Below are 18,634 nucleotides of genomic sequence, written 5' to 3'. Positions count from 1 at the left end.
TGCTGAGCTGCGACCGGCCAGAGAAACACAGAGCCGGAAACCCGACAGGGGTAGATCCATGACTGTTTCGTTTGACGACATCACCTGGCACCGCGCCGTCGGGCAATTGATCGACGCATTGGACAAGCCGAATTTCTGGGCGCAACTGGTGCGTTTGCTTGACCAGTACGTGCCGTTCGATAGCTGGGTGGCGCTGCTGTTCAGTGCCGATCAGCACCCGCAAGTGTTCGCCGAATGCCCGAGTGCGGACGGCAGCCCTGACCCGTTGTTTCAGGATTACCTGCGCGGGTTGTACCTGCTCGACCCTTTTTATATTGCCTGTCGCGAGCAATCGCGCACCGGCTTGTATCGCCTGTCGGAAGTCGCGCCGGAGCATTTCGAGCTGACCGAGTATTACCAGCGATACTTTCGTCTGAATGTGGTCGCTGACGAAATCCAGTTCAATTGTCAGCTCGAGGGCGACCGCACGTTGTGCCTCTCGCTGGGCAGCCAACAGCGCTTCGGCAATGAGCAGATTGCATTGTTGTCGCTGATTCAACCGTGGGTGCTGGGCCTGCTGCGCCAGCGTCTGCCCTATGAAATCAACGAAACCGTGGCCCTCGCCGCCGCCCGCGAGCCGGTGGACTGGCGCGGGCAACTGGAGGCGTCGGTGCAACAGCTCAAGGGCGCGCAACTGACCGCCCGCGAGCTGGATGTCGGGCGCTTGATGCTCAGCGGTTGCTCCAGTAAAGAAATCGCCCGTAAGCTGGAAATCTCCGTGGAAACCGTGAAAGTCCATAAGAAACACATGTACAGCAAGCTGGGGATCAAATCCCAGTCAGAACTGTTTTCGATCTTCCTGCAGGCGCAGAACGCCTGACTGCCGCAAAAAAATCTGTCCGAACCAAGGAAACCGTATGAGCCTGTCACTCCTGAGCCGCTACGCCTTCTTTGCCGTCTGCGTGATTTTCACCCTCGCCAGCCTGCCTTTTCTCGAACATGACTGGCTGTGGCCGATCACCGCCGTCACCGGGGTGCTGAGCCTGATCGGCCTGTTCGACCTGCTGCAGAGTCCGCACGCGGTGCGACGCAATTATCCGATCCTCGGCAACATCCGTTATCTGGTCGAAGGCATCCGCCCGGAAATCCGCCAATACTTGCTGGAGTCCGACAGCGACGCCCTGCCCTTCTCCCGCGCCCAGCGCTCGCTGGTCTATTCACGGGCAAAAAATGAAAGCGCCGACAAACCGTTCGGCACATTGATCGATGTCTATCAATCGGGTTTCGAATTCATCGGCCACTCGATGCGCCCGGCGCCGTTGAGCGACCCGAGCAGTTTCCGCGTCACCGTCGGCGGCCCACAGTGCACGCAGCCGTACTCGGCGTCGGTGTTCAACATCTCGGCGATGAGTTTCGGCTCACTCAGCGCCAACGCCATTCGCGCGCTGAACCAGGGCGCGAAACTCGGCAACTTCGCCCACGACACCGGCGAGGGCAGCATCAGCCCGTATCACCGCGAACACGGCGGCGACCTGACCTGGGAGCTGGGCAGCGGTTACTTCGGCTGCCGCACCAGCGATGGCCGTTTCGACCCGGAACGCTTCGCCACGCAGGCACAGAACCCGCAAGTACGCATGATCGAAATCAAGATGAGCCAGGGCGCCAAACCCGGCCATGGCGGGATTCTGCCCAAGCACAAAGTCACCCAGGAAATCGCCGACACGCGCGGCATCCTGATGGGTGAGGACTGTATCTCGCCATCCCGCCACAGCGCGTTTTCCACGCCGATCGAAATGATGCATTTCATCCAGCAACTGCGCGAACTGTCCGGCGGCAAACCAGTGGGCTTCAAGTTCTGCCTCGGTCATCCGTGGGAGTTCATGGGCATCGCCAAGGCCATGCTGGAAACCGGCATCCTCCCGGACTTCATCGTCGTCGACGGCAAGGAAGGTGGCACCGGCGCAGCGCCGGTGGAGTTCACCGATCACATTGGCGTGCCGATGCGCGAAGGCTTGCTGTTCGTGCACAACACGCTGGTCGGCCTGAACCTGCGCGACAAGATCAAACTCGGCGCCAGCGGCAAGATCGTCAGCGCCTTCGACATCGCCAGCGTGCTGGCCATCGGCGCCGACTGGGCCAACTCGGCGCGCGGTTTCATGTTCGCCATCGGCTGCATCCAGTCGCAGTCGTGCCACACCAACAAATGCCCGACCGGCGTCGCCACGCAGGACGCCTTGCGCCAACGCGCCCTGGTTGTCCCGGACAAGGCGCAGCGAGTCTACAACTTCCACCGCAACACGCTGAAAGCGCTGGCCGAAATGCTCGCGGCTGCTGGTCTTGAGCATCCATCGCAACTGTCGGCCAAGCATCTGGTACGGCGCATGTCGGCGACCGAGATCAAACTGTTCTCGCAGTTGCACGTGTTCCTCAAACCGGGCGAATTGCTCACCGGCGAAGTGAATGGCGAGTTCTATTCTCGGATGTGGCAGATGGCACGGGCGGACAGTTTTGAGCCGCAGGATGTGGCGGCGGCGTAAGCCCTCGCTGCGTACTGCCTTCAATAGATGTCGACAAAGGATCTGGAGCAAACATGTACGCTGATATAACTGTGCCGTGAATCGTAAACGAGGGCGTGCGGCCCTTGGCGAAAAGTGGCCTGTCAGCCTGTAAATCGGCGTCGGTGATCCACCAGATCCTCTGGCTACGACAATCCAGAATCGTTACGCCATCGAAATAGGTATTCGTTACTGGATCCTGGATCAAGCTCAAGGCGCCGCGACGGGTGAGTTTCAAGAAGCCATCCATCGATGAGCGAATCTCAAACCTGGGAACGATGCCAGTGACGTTGAAATAAGCAAATGTCGGGTACCAAAAAGGGTTGGCCACTACGATTTCGTCTCCTGAGCGAACTTTTTGATTCAGTTGCGCCATCAACTGAGAGAACTGGACGTCTCTGCGTCTCTCGGTTCCATTCAATCCATCGGTTTGCCAATACACCGCACTCAGCCCACGCAATTGCGCAAAGATCAAAAGCAGCAATGCCGCACTCACCAACAAAAAACGACGCGTCCACCAAATGTCCAAAGCGAGCGCGGTAATCATCGCCAGAGCTGGCGCGGTAAAAACCAGATATCGGGGTACAAACAACGGTAGAAACAACGAGATCAGGAAAACGACAACCAGCGGGATAAAGAAATAGCTCACCAGCAGAATCCTGAATCGTTGCTCACCCTCGTTATTGATAATGGCTGTCGCGGCACACAACACCACCAAAGCAAGTGGCATCAGATGCCATAGACTCGGTTGGGAGATGCCGTCCCCCATTACGGTGAACTGCCAGACTAATGTCATTGCCCCCTGTAAGGTCACAGGCTCGATCCATCCCAAGCCCTCGGTGAGTGCAAGCTGCGATAAGAGGTGAGGTATCCAGGGCAAATATAAAAAAACAATGGCGACATTCGCGACTAACCATTGCTCTCCGGCAATTCTCGTTGCGTTGCGCTGCACTGCGCTTTGCCACCAAAACAACCAATGCACCAACACGCACAAACCCGCGAAGTAGTGGGTATAAAACGCTGTAGTCATCAACAACACATACAAAGCCGCAAACCTGGTTTGTTCCGGCTTTCCGGCCCAACACACCAACGCCAGTGTGGCTCCCATCAGCCAGAACCCAAGCAAGGCATACATCCGTGCTTCCTGGCTGTAACGAACTGAAATCGGCAGCAACGCCAACAGCAAGGCGGCTATCCAGGTCGCCCGACGCGTGGCCATCAGGCTCATCAACTTGATACTCAGCAGCAACGTCCCGACATCAGCCAGCGCACTCATCGCGCGGGCCGGCAATGGGCCGTCGCCCCAAACCATGACCCAGTAATGCAGCAGCACGTAATAAAGCGGCGGATGAACATCCAGCGCTGTCAGCGCCCAGATGCGCGCCGGTGTTTCACGTGCAAGCAACAGGCTGTAGGCCTCGTCATACCAGATACTCGGTACATCAATGGCGTAGAACCGCACGATCAGGGCAAGGGATACAACCGCCATCAGAACCAGTCTTTCGATCCCCAGAGAAGGTAGCCCGGCGATGGCAGCAACATTCGCAAAGCTCTTCATGTCTGACGCCCACGAAACAGCACAAACCGGAAAAAGCCGAACCCCAGCAACATTTCCAGCAAAGTAAACACCGTCACCGTCACCAGGCCCGGCAAGTTGCGTACATCAGCAAATAGCCCGACGCCGTAACTCAGCCCTCCTATCACACTGATAAAAATCAGGTACGCCGCCACCGACGTTCCGGTCTCGAACGTGTAGAGCGCATTCATGTAAAACGCGAAGGCCGCGGCGATGCAAAACGCGGCGAAATTGCTGGCTGACTGGTCGAGCTGAATCGCGCTGGTGAGTACAAAAAAAATCTGCCAGTGAATCAGCGTGCCAGCGACGCCGATTGCCATTTGCGCGGAAAATCCTTTCCACAAGATCCTCATCGCGAATCCTTGCTGTCGCTGTACCGGGTGGGGCTTCCACGCTAGGGCAAGGCGCGGACGGGGTCTACTGTCAGAAATTACAGGTCGGCGATGATTTTCGACCAACGGTTACCATTGCAATAACCGGCCATGGGGCGGCTCTTTCATCACGATGAAGCCGTAGTCGCCGATCAGATAGATGCGGTAATAGAGGCTGTCCACCAACGCTGGAAACCCCTGATAGCCGACGCGGGAGGCGTTGCGTCGTTCGCGCTCAGCGACGACGTTGGTGATGCCCGCCGACGGCAGGTTTTCGGCGAGCATGAAGTAGTCGACGTTGAGCAGATAACGCAACACCGGCAGCTGCTCGAACGACCCCGCCGCAGCGGCCAGCCATCGATCCGAATACGTCACCGACAGATAAATCCGCTTGGCGTCACGCAGTTCGCGGTGAGCTGCGATGTCGTGGCTCAAACTGTTGAGCGCGTTGTTGGCGAAGGTTTTCTGCACCGTCAGCACGCGCCCGCAGGCGAAAGATAATGACAGCGTGGCCAGCAGCGGGATGATCAGCAGCAACGGCAAGCGACGGTGGTTGTGTGCCAGCCAGAGGTGGGCGAGATAGAACAAAAACATCAGCAACACGCCAAAACCCATCAGCGTGCGTGCACCTTCGTTGAAGTCGCGAAACAGCAAGGTGATCCCCGGCACCAGCAGCACCAATACCGGCAAAGTCAGCAGGCACATCAGGCTGAGGATCAAGGTCTGTCCGCGCGATTCCGGGCGCAGGAAAATCTGCCTGCCGAGCCGCACACTTAAGGGCAGCGAACACAACAGTAGTCCGGCGAAAACCCAGGTGTATCCGCCATGAAACAGCAGGGCGACTTTCTCCAGCACCCGGCCGATGTTGATGCCGATTTGCAGCAGCGGATCGGCACTCCAGTTGAGCAACTCACTGCGCCTGACATCCATGAACGGCAATGCGCTGACGGCGTATATCAGTGCGCCCAACAACAGTTGGGCAACGCGCCAGCCGAGCGTTCGCAGAATGTCTCGCCACGCCATCTGCCGGTGCACCGAGCGGATCAGCTCGACGGCGCACAGACCTAGAAACACATTGAGGCTGATCTGATACAAACCGATGGCCAGCGCAACCAGCACCGACGGCACCAGCCAGCGTTGCACCCGCGATGAGCCGCTGAACGTGATCGCATAAATCACCGCGACCAGACCCAGCGCCATGGCCGGGCCGTCGTACTGGTAGGACAGGTTTTGCAGAAGAAACGGGTTGTACCAGAGCGGCAACGGCACCAGACAGCAGGCCAGTGTCGGTTCGGCGAAGTAGTGAAACGTCAGCCGCGTCAGGGCCAGACTCATCGCCACGCAGGCCAACAGAAGTGGCAGCGGAAAAATGTCCGGCGCGGCAGCGGTGAAGGTCAGCGCCTGATACAGCCAGTCGGTGAATAACCGGCCCTGCCCCGCCCACGCATTGCCGGCGGCGAGCGCGCGCCAGTTGTCATCGATGTAGCGGAAGTCGGCGAGGATCAGCGGCAGGACGTACAGCAGCGTGGCGAGCAGGAAGAACAGCACGACCTGACGGCGGCCGAGTTCACGCACGAGATAATCGCTGATCCTCATGGCTGCGCCTCTGTAAGCGGCTGTGCGGAGGGGTAAATCTTTGAGTCTGCGCGAGCCTGTTGTATCGGTTTTTCAGACCAATGGCTTTGCGCAAATGAAAAAGCCCCGACCAGTTGACCGGGGCTTTGTCGTTTCAGCGCTCACATTTTACGAAGCTGAACGCACCGCGCCTTGCGCAGCATTGGTCGGTTGCAGCTTGAACACGTAGAACAGCACCGTCAGCAGCACCAGGAACGCCGGCCCGACATACAACGCCACGCGTGTGTCCGGGAAGTACGCCATCAGACCAACCACCAGCACCAGGAATGCCAGAGCGAAGTACGAGCTGACCGGGTACAGCCACATCTTGTATTTGAGGCCGGCCCGTTCGCTGGCGCTCAGGCCTTTGCGGAATTTCAGTTGCGCCAGCAGGATCATCACCCAGGTCCAGATCGCGCCGAACGTGGCAATCGAGGTCACCCAGACAAAGACCTTTTCCGGCACCAGATAGTTGAGCAATACGCCCAGGAGCAACGCGCCAATCGACAGCAACAGGGCACGACGCGGCACACCGTTGTTCGAGGTCTTGGCGAAGCCTGCCGGCGCCTGGCCGTTCTGCGCCAGGCTGTAGAGCATGCGCCCGGTACTGAAGATGCCGCCGTTGCACGACGACAGCGCCGCGGTGATCACCACGAAGTTGATGATGCCCGCCGCCGTTTTGATGCCCAGACGCTCGAAGGTCATCACGAACGGACTGCCCTGAGTGCCGATTTCGTTCCACGGGTAAATCGACAGGATCACAAACAGCGCACCGACGTAGAACAGCAGAATCCGCCAAAACACCGAGCCGATGGCATCAGGAATGGTCTTCTGCGGGTTCTTCGCTTCGCCGGCAGTCAGGCCGATCATTTCGACGCCGAGGTAGGCGAACATCACCATTTGCAGGGACATCAACACGCCCGTCACGCCGTTGGGCATGAAACCGCCGTGGGCCCACAGATTGGAGATCCCCAGCGCCACCCCGTCATTGCCGAAACCGAACGCGATGATGCCGATACCACCGACCACCATCGCGATAATGGTGACGATCTTGATCAGGGCGAACCAGAATTCGAATTCACCGAAAGCCTTCACGGCGATCAGGTTGATCGAGCCCATGCTGACCAGCGCCGCGAGCGCCCAGATCCAGCGCGGTACATCGGGGAACCAGATGCCCATGTACACGGCGACGGCGGTGATTTCCGCGACGCAGGTCACCAGCCACAGGAACCAGTAGTTCCAGCCGGTGAGGAAGCCCGCCAACGGGCCGAGATAGTCCTGCGCGTAACGGCTGAACGAGCCGGCCACCGGGTTGTGCACGGCCATTTCGCCGAGGGCGCGCATGATCACCAGGATCGCCAGACCGCCAAGAATGTACGACAGCATGATCGCCGGGCCGGCCATTTCAATGGCCTTGGCCGAACCGAGAAACAGACCGACGCCGATACAGGCACCAAGCGCCATCAGGCGAATATGCCGTTCGCCGAGTTCGCGTTTGAGCGGACCGCCCTGAGCGGTTTCGCCGTGAGGCAGGGAATTGCCGACTGGCATGGGGTGCAACCTCGTCTTGTTATTGGATATGACCACCGAGTGTCGAAGCGTCGGCCGATAAGCCTTGGCTTCCTTGAAACCGCCTCTGCCTCGTGGGCAGAAGCGTCTTGCAGGATCACACCTGCAAAATCAGCGGGGCGTGCAGTATAAAAAGCCGTGGGCAGGGCTTTTCACTCTATAAACCACAACATTCAGCGACAACTCTCGGCAAAAGCCCGTCTTGCGGAGAGGCATTACCTGCTAGACGTAGGAATATTCGCCACTGAAAAAGGCGCCGAGTATTGCACAGCATTGGTGCACCGTCATGCCCCTGCCTTGGTGCAATTGATCCATCGACCGGTCTATCTCAACACTCTTGAAGACATTCCTTTGTGGCGAGGGGATTTATCCCCGTTCGGCTGCGCAGCAGTCGCAAAATCTCCAAATTCGTTCTGTCAGGAAGAACGAGGTGTCAGGATTCGGGGCCGCTTCGCAGCCCAACGGGGATAAATCCCCTCGCCACACGTACTTCACTCAATTCAGAAATTTCCTTCAGTCCTTGCAGATTCGGCTCGGATGACCTCGCACTAGCCTTGAGATGCAATCAATCAATGCAAGGAAGCGAGCATGACCGTCCAACCCAACTCCCATCGTCTGCGCCAAGGCCGAATCTCAGAACCCGGCCGCGCCTACTTCATCACCTCGGTTGTTCACGAACGCCAACCCGTTTTTTCAGATTGGCGGACAGGCCGATTATTGGTGGCAGAACTTCGCAAGGCCCATGAGCGGGGATGGGTAGAGTCCATGGCGTGGGTGGTGATGCCTGACCACTTCCACTGGCTGGTGCAATTGCAAAGCGGCACGCTTGGCGAGGCCATTGGCGCAACAAAGGCGCGCTGTACGCAAGCTGTTAATCAGAAGACCGGACGTCAAGGCCCGCTGTGGCAGAGCGGCTATCACGACCGTGCGTTGCGTGATAACGAAGATTTGCTCCCGTTCGCGCGTTACATCGTGGGTAACCCTTTGCGGGCCGGTCTGGTAGACAGAATCGGTGACTACCCACTCTGGGATGCGTGCTGGCTCTGAAATAACCTGTGGCGAGGGGATTTATCCCCGTTCGGCTGCGCAGCAGTCGCAAAATCTCCAAATTCGTTCTGCCAGGAGGAACGAGGTGTCAGGATTCGGGGCCGCTTCGCAGCCCAACGGGGATAAATCCCCTCGCCACATGGAGTGCACTCGGTACAACAATTTGCCTCAAGTCCACCTCCACAATTTTTTCACCATCCCCAACCACCGTCTAAGCTTCAGACAAGTCCGATCAATCTGCGTGAATGGATCAATCGACTATGGGCGCTTTGTGGCAAACCGATTCGAGTAAAGCCGTGGTTCCGACTGAACGTGTGGATGAAGCGCCTGTCCCTGAAAAACCTCGCCGCAACCGGCATGGGTGGAAGGCTTTCTGGTTGTTGCTGCTGATCATTGCCATCGTGGTAGGGCTGGCGGCGGCCAAGGAGATGCGCACCTCGCGTTTCCAGTCCCGTGAAGTCAGCCGCTATGCTGCCTCGCTGACCTATACGCTGGAGCCGGGCCCCAGCGAGGCGATTCGTTATCCGGGCAACGGGCCGTTCGATCTGCGTCTGGGCTACAGCGCTCTCGATGAATTCCTGCCGCGCCTGCTCAAGCGCAATTACGTGGTCACCGAGCAGACACGCTTCTCCCCCGCCCTGCTCAGCTACACCGACAAAGGCCTGTTCGTGCCCTATTCGGAAAAGATTCAGGCCGGGCTGTCGATCACCGATTGCCGCGCCGCGCCGCTGTACAAATACAACTACCCGCAACAGCTCTATTCGAGTTTCGACTCGATTCCGCCGGTGGTGGTCAACAGCCTGTTGTTCATCGAGAACCGCTTCCTGCTCGATCCAAAGCAACCATTGGCGAACCCGGCGGTGGACTGGCCGCGCTTCGGCATGGCCGCGTGGTCGCAAGTGGCGAAATTGCTGCACTTGCCGGGGCAATCGGCCGGCGGCAGCACTCTGGCGACGCAACTGGAGAAGTACCGCCATTCGCCTGACGGCTTGACCACGTCGGGGGCGGAGAAGATTCGCCAGATGATTTCCGCCAGCGTGCGCGCCTATCAGCCCGGCCCTGACACCCTCGGCGCCCGGCAGAACATCGTCCGTGATTACCTTAACAGCGTGCCGCTGTCGGCGGTGCCGGGGCATGGCGAAGTGCATGGGATGGCTGAAGGTTTGCGGGTCTGGTACGGCAGTGACTTCAACACGGCCAATGAACAGCTGAACAGCCCGGCCACCGACCCGAAAACCATGGCCGACAAAGGCCTGGCCCTGCGCGAAATGTTGTCGCTGATGATCGCCCAGCGTCGCCCTTCGCATTACCTGACCAAGGGCCGCGAAGAGCTCGCCGACCTCACTGACAGCCACTTGCGCCTGCTCAAGCAGAGCGGCGTGATCGACAGTGCGCTGGCCGATGCCGCGCTGGCGAGCAAGGTCAGTTACCGCGACTGGCAGACTCAACCGACCATTCAACCGATCGAAACCAATAAAGGCATCAGCGTCGCCCGCAGTCGTCTCGCCTCGATGCTCAACCGGCCGCTGTACGACCTGGATCGCCTCGACCTGTCAGCGACCAGCACCCTGCAAGGCGAACTGCAAACCCAGGCCACCGCGTACCTGAAGAAACTCGCCGATCCCGCCTACGCCGCCGAAATCGGCCTGCTCGGCGAACGCCTGCTGACGCCGACCAGCACCACCCAGGTGCGTTACAGCTTCACCCTGTTCGAACTGACCCCGGACGGCTCGCGAGTTCGCGTGCAGACCGACAGCACCGATCAGCCGTTCGACATCAACGAGGGCAGCAAACTGGAATTGGGCTCGACGGCGAAGATGCGTGTGCTGACCACGTACCTGCAAATCATCGCCGAGCTGCACGACAAGTACGGCGGCATGAGCGTCCCCGAACTGAAAAAAGTCGACGTCCCCGATCAGGATCGCCTGAGCCAGTGGGTCATCGATTATCTGGTGCAGAACAAGGATCGCGATCTGTCGAAAATGCTCGGCGCCGCCCTCGACCGCAAATATTCGGCCAGCCCCGGCGAGGCGTTTTTCACCGGTGGCGGGCTGCACGTGTTCCACAACTTCCGCAAGGAAGACAACGGCCGCATGCCGACCCTGCGCGATGCCCTGCGCGAGTCGATCAACTTGCCGTTCATTCGGCTGATGCGCGATCTGGTGCGCTACACCACCTACTCCGGGCCCAACAGCAGCGCCGAACTGCTCAAGGATGACCGCGACCCACGCCGTCAGGAATACCTGGCCAATTTCGCCGACCGCGAAGGCACCTCGTTCCTGCTCAAGTTCTGGAAAAAATACAAAAACAAAGACACTCAGGCGCGACTCGATACGTTCCTCGACAGCATGCGTCCTACGCCGATCCGCATGGCCGCCGTGCACCGCTACCTGCTGCCGAACGCCAGTCAGGAAGACTTCAATACCTTCGTGCGCTCGCACCTCAAGGGCGCCAAACTCACTGAAAAACTCACCGACGACCGGCTGATCCGGCTCTACGACGCCTACAGCCCCGGCACCTATGACTTGCCCGATCAGGGCTTCATCGCCAAGGTGCACCCGCTGGATCTGTGGATGATCGGCTATCTGCTCAACCACCCGGACGCGACGTTCAAGGACATCGTCAAGGCCAGTCAGTTCGAGCGTCAGGAAGTCTATAGCTGGCTGTTCAAGAGCAAGCACAAAGGCGCGCGCGACAGCCGCATTCGCACCATGCTCGAGATCGAGGCGTTTCTTGAAATCCATCAGCGCTGGCAGAAAGTCGGTTATCCGTTCGACCATCTGGTGCCGTCGCTGGCGACCGCCATCGGCAGTTCGGGTGATCGCCCGGCGGCGCTGGCCGAACTGATCGGCACCATCCTCAACGACGGCGTGCGCATGCCGACCCTGCGCATCGACAGCCTGCACTTTGCTGCCGGCACGCCGTATGAAACGCAACTGGTCAACGATCCGAATGTCGGTAAACGGGTGATGCCGGTCGAGGTTGCCAGAGCGATGCGCGAGGCCTTGTCGCAAGTGGTCGATGCCGGTACGGCGAAACGCGTGTCCGGCAGTTTCAAACTCACCGATGGCACGCCTCTGGCCATGGGTGGCAAAACCGGCACAGGTGACAACCGCATCGAAGCCATCGGCTCCGGCGGGCGGATTCTCAGTTCGAAATCGATCAACCGCACCGCAACGTTCGTGTTCTACATCGGCGACCACCACTTCGGCACGTTGACCGCGTTCGTACCCGGGCGCTCGGCTGAAAACTTCAAATTCACTTCGGCGCTGCCGGTGCAAGTGCTCAAAGGTATGGCGCCAATACTGATGCCGTATCTGCAACCGGGCAGCGATTCGCAGTGCACGGGAACCCTGGCCAGCCGTTAGTCACGTGCGGTAACACGTCGCCAGCCATGCGATAACTATGTACCACCTGAGCGGTTACGCCGAGGTTCAAGCTGGAGTCCTTGTTCTCAAAAAAGGACTCCACCGATGTCCCGATCACTGCCAGAAGCCGTCACCACCAACGTGCCGGCCATTCACTTTCAAACCGTTAAAAATGCCATTCCACCAGCCTTGCTCAAGGCCTCGGCCTCCCGTCGAGCCGCGCTCAAATCAATCAAGCCGACGTTACCGGACTGGTACACGCAGGCCAGCGATGATCAGCGCGCACAACTGAAAAGTTACACCGACACCCTGCATCGCCTGCACAACGAACGCGATGCCCTGTTCAACAAGATCCGCAGCATCGAAGACTTCGCCAAAGACCTGCTGCTACCGGAACTGCAAAAGCTCGACGGCCAACTCGATCCCGACAAGACCTGGCTGCGCCTGTATGCCCCGAAGAGCCTGGGCATTTTCGGCCTGAAAAGTGAGGCACTGACGGTCAAGACTTTCTCGTTGCTGCAAGCGGCGCTGCACAACTTTGAAGACGCGGAAACCGCAGAGGGTTATTACGACGCCAGCTCAGGCTTCATCACGCCACCCGATCACCAAGGGCATTTCGAGCGGTTCACCACGTCAGTGCCAGTCGAAGCATTCACCACGCTGTGTCGGCGTCTGGACGTCGGCGCTCAGTATCAAACTTACCTCAAAGACTTTCTGCGCCCGGCCAACAACGCCCTCGCCGACAGCCTGTTGCGCAAAAACTCCACCGAGTACCGCCAGCAGGCGTTGAAAACAGCGGCATATCTGGCGCTGATGAAAAAAGACATCGACGCGCCCGACTTCGAGCACTTGATGAAAGTGGTCAATGGCGAACGCATAGTGATGGACGGCAACAAACAGGTCCGTGTGCGCAGCCTGAGCATCATGGGTCTGCACCTGAGCGACTGCCTGCTATTCATCCCCTGCGAACGCAATCGCTATCACGGCGGCTACCTGATTGCCTGGATCCCCGACGACCCCGAGCATCCGCTCAAGAAATACGCCTCCTTCGAACAGTTCAACGAGGAGCTGACGCGTCAGCTCAGCGACCGGCCGGCCGGCTCGTCAATCGGCCCGGACGCCGGCAAACCAACGGCGTATCAACTGTTCTTCAGCCGTTTCGTGGCGCAACGGGATCGCCCTTATTACTTCCGCCGCTTCAGCAAACAGGCCACGGATGGCCCGGCGCAGTCGCTGATCAGCAAGTGGCGGCGACATGAACTGGTGAAGTTGAGCGAGCGTCTGCTCATGCACGTCGACGTGCCCGAACCGCGTGACACCGCCATTCGCCTCGACCCGCAGCAAGCACCGGATTTCGACATCACCGACCACAATCTCAAGGGCAAAGGCTTGTGGGAGGACGTCGACCTGTGGCCACTGCTGCACGATATCGCCCTTGACAAAATCATCGACGATGCACGCGTCCTCGCCGTGCCTACCGCCGATGAAGATGCCAAGACCCGCGCCGAGCGTTGGGCCAATTATTTGAATATCGGTTTCGTCGCACTGGGCGCTTTCGCGCTGGTCGTTCCGGGGCTGGGCGAACTGATGCTGCTCGCCACCGCCGGGCAGTTGCTTTACGAAGTGTTCGAAGGCGCGGTGGAGTTGAGCGAAGGTGACAGGCAGGCCGGATGGGCGCACATCACCGATGTCATCGAAAACCTGGCGACGGCTGTCGCGCTCGCGCCAGTGTTCCACTTCACCGTGACCCCATTCATCGAAAGCCTGAAAACCGTGGCCATGCCCGGGGGCAAGACGCGTTTGCACAAGCCGGATCTGGCGCGTTATCGCTACAAGGGTTCTTTGCCGCAGGAGGCCAATTCTGATGCCAACGGCCTCTATCAACACGACGGTAAAACCCTGCTGAAACTGGATGAGCATCTGTACGCCGTTGCCCAAGATCCGCATACCGCTGAGCTCAAGATGACGCATCCATCGCGGCCCGATGCGTACTCTCCGACGGTCAAACACAACGGTGCCGGCAGCTATGTGCTGGAGGGAGAAACCCCGCACACCTGGGACAACCAGACCTTGATGCGCCGCCTCGGCTCGTCAGTAGAGCGTTTCAGCGACAGCCAACTGGAACAGATCCGACAAACCAGCGGCACGACGCCCGAAGCACTGCGCCGCATGTACCGGGAAAATGCCGCACCTGCGCCGCTGCTGACCGATACCGTGCAACGTTTCGTCATCGCGCAGGATGTGCAAACCGCCATTGAACGACTCGGCAGCGGCGACTTGCAGCCATCCACCCGCGCCGACTCACTCGCCCAACTGCAGGTCATCGAGGCCGACGGACTGTGGCCCGACGGTGTGCCCATGCGCGTCATCGACCAGCGAGGCAATACCCTCTGGCAATCCGCTGCTGCGAAAACCGCGCAGGGCAAAAAACTGGTGGTTGAGCTTACTGATGGACAGATCAGCAAAGGCCTGACCTTGAAAACCGTCATGCAGACGCTGGACGGCAATGACACGCCGATCCTGCTCGACATTCCCGCTGGCACCGGGGTCGCCATTCGCACCGAACAGCTACGTGCGCACATTGCCACGGTGGCTGAACAATCCCGCCGTGCGCTGTTCCATCAACGTTACTCCGCTGATCCGGTCGTGCAATCCGAGCCGGCAAAGCTGCTGCATGCTGCCGTTGCCGATCTGCCGGCGACCCTCAGCGAACCCTTGCTCGCTACCGCCACCGCAGCCGAGCTGGACCTGATCAATCAGCATCGGCACATGCCCCTGCACTTGAAGAATCAGGCCCGCCAACTTCAGCGTGAAGCGCGTACCACCCATGCCTGGCAAGGCTTTCACCACGAATGGCTGATCAATACCGACACCGAGCGGCTGGCGCTCAATGCATTGCGACTGCACAGCGACGCCCTCGCCGACCTGCGTATCGAAATCCGCCAGGACAGTGTTACCGGCGAGTTGAATTGCAGCGTCGGTGCGCAAGACGCCGCAACCGTCAAAGTGTTGGTAAAAAGCGCTGACCGGCAGTACGCCGTTTTCGATCAGCAGGGCCAGTCGTTGCACGAACCCGCCGACCTCTTTCGCGCCATCCTTGAAGCGCTCACCCCGCAGCAACGACGCAATCTGGGTTATGCCAGCGATGATGGAACCCGGTTCAAACAATGGATCATGGCCAAGACCGAGCCTTCAAAGGTTCGCCAGATCTTGCTCGCCGACCCGCCCGTCAGCCCCGTTGTGCAACTGCAATCCGAAACACTGCTGGGCGGTGCGGCCACCTCCCGGGACGGCATTACTGTGGAGGAGAAGATTCAGGAGCTGTACCCCCACTTCAGAGAAAACGAGGTGGATGCCTTCGCGCGGGATCTGCTCGCCCGGGGCAATGCGATGGACATCCTCGAACAAGCGAATCAAGACCTCGACGAGCTGCGGGTGACCCTCAGCAAGTGGCGTTATCGATACCTCGTCGAGTGGGACGCCACGCTACAACCCCACGACCATCTGGCCTTCCTGCGTGAGGGCGGCCAACACATTGCCGATCGCCTGCTGGAGTGTTTCGAGCGCCGTTCGATGGTATTCGGCGAGCGCAACATGCGCCTGGAGGGCGGCTACATCCTTAACCTGTCTTCCCGCCGAATGAGCTACGACCTGGAGCTTTGGTGGAAAAAACTTCCGGACATCAAAAAGTACCTCGACCGCATCACCACCGTATCGCTGGACAACATGCGCTTCAGTGAAAACAGCGACGGGCTGCTGAAGGATTTTCGCCACCTGCGCCAGCTCAGTGCCCGTGGCTGTGAGCTGAAAACCCTCCCGGACGGTGTCGCTCACATGCACCTGCTGGAAACGTTGCGCCTGAGCGATAACCAGATCCGCCTGACCCCGCAGTCCGTTGAACACTTGAAAAACCTCACCCGGATGCAGACCCTGCGCCTGGATGACAACCCGCTCGGGGAGCGGCCGGACGTCGGGCGCATGCCAAGGCTGGGCATTCTGGGGTTGAACAACACCGGCCTGACCACCTGGCCCGAAGGGTTGTTCAACAAGGTCCGGCCCAGGCAGTTTTTTCTCAACATGCTGGATAACCCGATCAACCTGATCCCGGAGGTGGTACCGGGTTCCGATCAAGCCTTCATCATTGCGCGGACGAGATTGCTGGCCGTCGAGTTCTCCGACTTCAATCGCACGCGTTATGAGAGCTACCGTGTTTCGGTCGGGCTGACACCGCAGCATGTCTATTCGCAGGCAGCCACCGACCTGCTCAATCGCTGGCCGGTGCGCACCGGATCCTGGTTCACCGGTTCGCCCGGTCTGGGGATTTACCGCCCGGAAGCCTGGCCGGATCTGGGGTCGGAGCCGAATTCGCGACGATTCTTCCAGATTATCGACGGGCTCAGAGGCTCCGCCGATTACCGCAATGGCGGGGCGGGACGCGAACAACTGGGTGAACGGGTCTGGCGCATGATCCACGCGATGGATATCGACACTGGCTTGCGCGAAGAACTGTTCGACATGGCCGTGTCCCCGGTCAGATGTGAGGATGCCGGCGCTCAGGTGTTCAACCAGATGGGCATCAAGGTGTTGGCGGCCGAGGCTCGTTTGAGCTCGACCTCGGCCGAGCCACTTGAACGCAAACTGGCAAGCCTGGCCAAAGGCGCGGCGCGCCTCGACCGGGTCAATGAAATCGCCCGCGCCGATGTCATGAGCCGCGGCGGCAACCCCGATGTCGTCGAGGTGTACTTGGCCTATCAGACAGGTCTTTCCGAACGTCTGGACTTGCCTTGGCAATCGAAAAACATGCGCTACCGCCTCACGGCCGGGGTCGAGCAATGGCAACTGGATCAGGCTTTTGAAACCGTGATGGCCATGGAGATCAGCGACGGACTGGTCAACGGCATGCTTGAACAGCCGTTCTGGACGGACTACCTGCGCGAAGCGCATGCCGATGAGTACTACGCCAACAGATCCCGGTTCGAACTCAAGGCTTCGCAGCTGGAGGATCTGCGCGATGCAATGGCCGAACTGGCGCCCCCGTCAACGTTGGCGAGTGTGCACAAGATCGAGGCACGCTCCCGCTTGAGAACACTCGCGAGTCAGTTGGGCGTGCCGCAGGAGCAAGTGCTGACCGGACGCCCCATGGAGGACGCCGTGTATGAACGTCTGATCACCGACTTCGGCGATCAGGAGAAAGAACTCAGCCGTCAGCAAACCCGTGATGCCCTGAAGAAAAACGGTCTGTGAATGCATGAGCGATGTGAACGCCCGCCGAGACAGAAACCTGTCCGTGTCGGCGGGCAGGCACTCAGTCGACTTCCGACTCCCAGATAATGGTGACTGTCCCCTTATAGGTGTTGGCCGGGCGGGCGAGCATGTCGGCCACGTCGTTGTTGCGAATGTCGAAATGCATCGTGCCGGGTTTGCGGTCGGTGTATGCGATCGGGCGAAACGCTGCGCTGTCGCTGACCCGCAACGGTTGGCGAACCACTGCACTTCCGCTTTCCGACACCAGACCACCTGGCAAGGTGACCGCCACTTGCAGCGGCGCCTGATTACCGTCGAGATCGCGCAGGCCACAGGTGTCGCCGGCGGTGTACTGACATTCCATGTGCATTTTGAACGGCGAGCTCGCCCAGAGGTTGAACGTCTGATCGCGGAACAACCGTGTCGGCCGCCGCCCTTTGTTCAGCCAGGCTTGCCAGCCGCCCTCGGGTACCAACTCGACTTTGTTGCCCCCCGGCGGGATCTCGACCTTGAGTATGTGCTCGACGGTCAGGGTGAAGTTGAGCGTAAGCATCGTGTCACTCGGGATCATCAGATCGCCCATGTCGAAATCCTGCCCGGGACCTACCGTGTAGTTGATCTTCCCGGTGTATTTGCCCGAGCGCATGTTCAGCGGGTTGGGCGTACGCAGCACATAACCGTAAACAAAGTACTGGTAGATGAACGAAGGGATGGTGAATCGCGCCTGTTTGGCGCAAGCACCTGCATTGAGCGGCACCCTCCAGAAACTGTTATAGCCGTGATAGCCCAGCGTTGCACTGGGAACACTGCCGCAGGGAGGCGGCGCGTATTTCCAGCCGGCCCCGGTCCATAACTGATCCCAGGCGGGACCTGGGGGATCATCAATCTTGCCTCCCACCAACAGGGTGACGTATTCGGAAACCCCGGACTCATGGCCAATCCCCGCAATACGTATCTCCAGCGACTCAACTGCACCCGATTCGTGAGTCATATCAATCCGCTGCCAATGCGAAGGCACTTTCGCCATACCGCCCTGGCGTGGATCGGTGTGAAATGCCTGAACCGGCCCGGTTGACTCGAAGCGGATCGGCGCAATCAGGGTAAACAGACCTTCAGGGACACAAGCGCCGGGCATTTGCAGGCAAAAACCCTCCGAAGGCGTCTGATTAACAAATTCGTTGATTTGCGGGTTGGCCGGATCAGGTCGAAACAATGCCTCGATGTCCTTGACCGCCGCCTGTGTCGACGACATGAACGCCGCCGCCCATATACCCGTAGCAATAAATCCAAATGATCTGAGCATGATCCCTC

At 59.3% G+C, this 18,634-nt stretch carries 10 protein-coding genes; 5 read left to right on the top strand and 5 right to left on the bottom strand.

The genetic code is table 11. The features are described from left to right. Positions 1 to 58: 58 nt before the first annotated feature. Together F2P67_RS25830 and F2P67_RS25825 are read left to right on the top strand one after the other, a co-directional pair. Complete coding sequence (locus tag F2P67_RS25830; RefSeq protein WP_166225578.1) at positions 59 to 859, top strand: helix-turn-helix transcriptional regulator; 801 nt, start codon at positions 59 to 61, stop codon at positions 857 to 859. A 37-nt stretch (positions 860 to 896) separates the two neighbouring features. Then, positions 897 to 2,516 carry an FMN-binding glutamate synthase family protein gene (locus F2P67_RS25825; RefSeq protein WP_166225575.1) on the top strand — a complete coding sequence of 540 codons (1,620 nt, stop codon included), beginning with the start codon at positions 897 to 899 and terminating at the stop codon, positions 2,514 to 2,516. Here the strand turns inward: F2P67_RS25825 and F2P67_RS25820 are convergent. The 4 genes from F2P67_RS25820 to F2P67_RS25805 form a co-directional block, all read right to left on the bottom strand. Beyond that, positions 2,425 to 4,092: a glycosyltransferase family 39 protein gene (locus F2P67_RS25820; RefSeq protein WP_166225572.1), complete on the bottom strand. Its 1,668-nt coding sequence runs from the start codon at positions 4,090 to 4,092 to the stop codon at positions 2,425 to 2,427. The genes F2P67_RS25825 and F2P67_RS25820 overlap by 92 nt on opposite strands. Continuing rightward, on the bottom strand, positions 4,089 to 4,430 hold the full coding sequence (locus tag F2P67_RS25815; RefSeq protein WP_246226559.1) for a GtrA family protein: 342 nt from the start codon (positions 4,428 to 4,430) through the stop codon (positions 4,089 to 4,091). The genes F2P67_RS25820 and F2P67_RS25815 overlap by 4 nt, the downstream gene beginning before the upstream one ends. 141 nt (positions 4,431 to 4,571) lie before the next feature. Beyond that, on the bottom strand, positions 4,572 to 6,077 hold the full coding sequence (locus tag F2P67_RS25810; protein WP_166225566.1) for a glucosyltransferase domain-containing protein: 1,506 nt from the start codon (positions 6,075 to 6,077) through the stop codon (positions 4,572 to 4,574). A 147-nt stretch (positions 6,078 to 6,224) separates the two neighbouring features. After that, positions 6,225 to 7,646, bottom strand: coding sequence for an amino acid permease (locus tag F2P67_RS25805; RefSeq protein WP_166225563.1), 1,422 nt, complete (start codon positions 7,644 to 7,646; stop codon positions 6,225 to 6,227). Between the two features lie 606 nt (positions 7,647 to 8,252). On the opposite strand from F2P67_RS25805, the gene F2P67_RS25800 reads away from it, so the two are divergent. The 3 genes from F2P67_RS25800 (at position 8,253) to F2P67_RS25790 (ending at position 17,323) form a co-directional block, all read left to right on the top strand. Continuing rightward, a complete protein-coding gene (locus F2P67_RS25800) occupies positions 8,253 to 8,711 on the top strand; it encodes an REP-associated tyrosine transposase (protein WP_166225560.1) in 459 nt (152 codons plus the stop codon). Positions 8,712 to 8,971: 260 nt separating this feature from the next. Beyond that, on the top strand, positions 8,972 to 12,079 hold the full coding sequence (locus tag F2P67_RS25795) for a transglycosylase domain-containing protein (RefSeq protein WP_166225555.1): 3,108 nt from the start codon (positions 8,972 to 8,974) through the stop codon (positions 12,077 to 12,079). Positions 12,080 to 12,184: 105 nt separating this feature from the next. Continuing rightward, positions 12,185 to 17,323, top strand: a complete 5,139-nt coding sequence (locus F2P67_RS25790; RefSeq protein ID WP_166225552.1) for an NEL-type E3 ubiquitin ligase domain-containing protein — start codon at positions 12,185 to 12,187, stop codon at positions 17,321 to 17,323. Between the two features lie 61 nt (positions 17,324 to 17,384). On the opposite strand, the gene F2P67_RS25785 is transcribed toward F2P67_RS25790, so the two are convergent. Next, positions 17,385 to 18,575: a hypothetical protein gene (locus F2P67_RS25785; protein ID WP_166225549.1), complete on the bottom strand. Its 1,191-nt coding sequence runs from the start codon at positions 18,573 to 18,575 to the stop codon at positions 17,385 to 17,387. Positions 18,576 to 18,634: the final 59 nt, after the last annotated feature.

The sequence above is a fragment of the Pseudomonas atagonensis genome (genome assembly GCF_011369485.1).
GTDB classification, from domain to species: domain Bacteria; phylum Pseudomonadota; class Gammaproteobacteria; order Pseudomonadales; family Pseudomonadaceae; genus Aquipseudomonas; species Aquipseudomonas atagonensis.
The sequence above is the reverse complement of the archived record's forward strand: the minus strand, read 5'-3'. Positions and strand labels throughout refer to the sequence as shown.

What these genes read in the sequence shown, in the direction of transcription:
- F2P67_RS25830 (WP_166225578.1), top strand. Translation starts at nt 59, where the DNA reads ATGACTGTTTCGTTTGACGACATCACCTGGCACCGCGCCGTCGGGCAA.
- F2P67_RS25825 (WP_166225575.1), top strand. Translation starts at nt 897, where the DNA reads ATGAGCCTGTCACTCCTGAGCCGCTACGCCTTCTTTGCCGTCTGCGTG.
- F2P67_RS25820 (WP_166225572.1), bottom strand. Translation starts at nt 4,092, where the DNA reads ATGAAGAGCTTTGCGAATGTTGCTGCCATCGCCGGGCTACCTTCTCTG.
- F2P67_RS25815 (WP_246226559.1), bottom strand. Translation starts at nt 4,430, where the DNA reads ATGGCAATCGGCGTCGCTGGCACGCTGATTCACTGGCAGATTTTTTTT.
- F2P67_RS25810 (WP_166225566.1), bottom strand. Translation starts at nt 6,077, where the DNA reads ATGAGGATCAGCGATTATCTCGTGCGTGAACTCGGCCGCCGTCAGGTC.
- F2P67_RS25805 (WP_166225563.1), bottom strand. Translation starts at nt 7,646, where the DNA reads ATGCCAGTCGGCAATTCCCTGCCTCACGGCGAAACCGCTCAGGGCGGT.
- F2P67_RS25800 (WP_166225560.1), top strand. Translation starts at nt 8,253, where the DNA reads ATGACCGTCCAACCCAACTCCCATCGTCTGCGCCAAGGCCGAATCTCA.
- F2P67_RS25795 (WP_166225555.1), top strand. Translation starts at nt 8,972, where the DNA reads ATGGGCGCTTTGTGGCAAACCGATTCGAGTAAAGCCGTGGTTCCGACT.
- F2P67_RS25790 (WP_166225552.1), top strand. Translation starts at nt 12,185, where the DNA reads ATGTCCCGATCACTGCCAGAAGCCGTCACCACCAACGTGCCGGCCATT.
- F2P67_RS25785 (WP_166225549.1), bottom strand. Translation starts at nt 18,575, where the DNA reads ATGTCGTCGACACAGGCGGCGGTCAAGGACATCGAGGCATTGTTTCGA.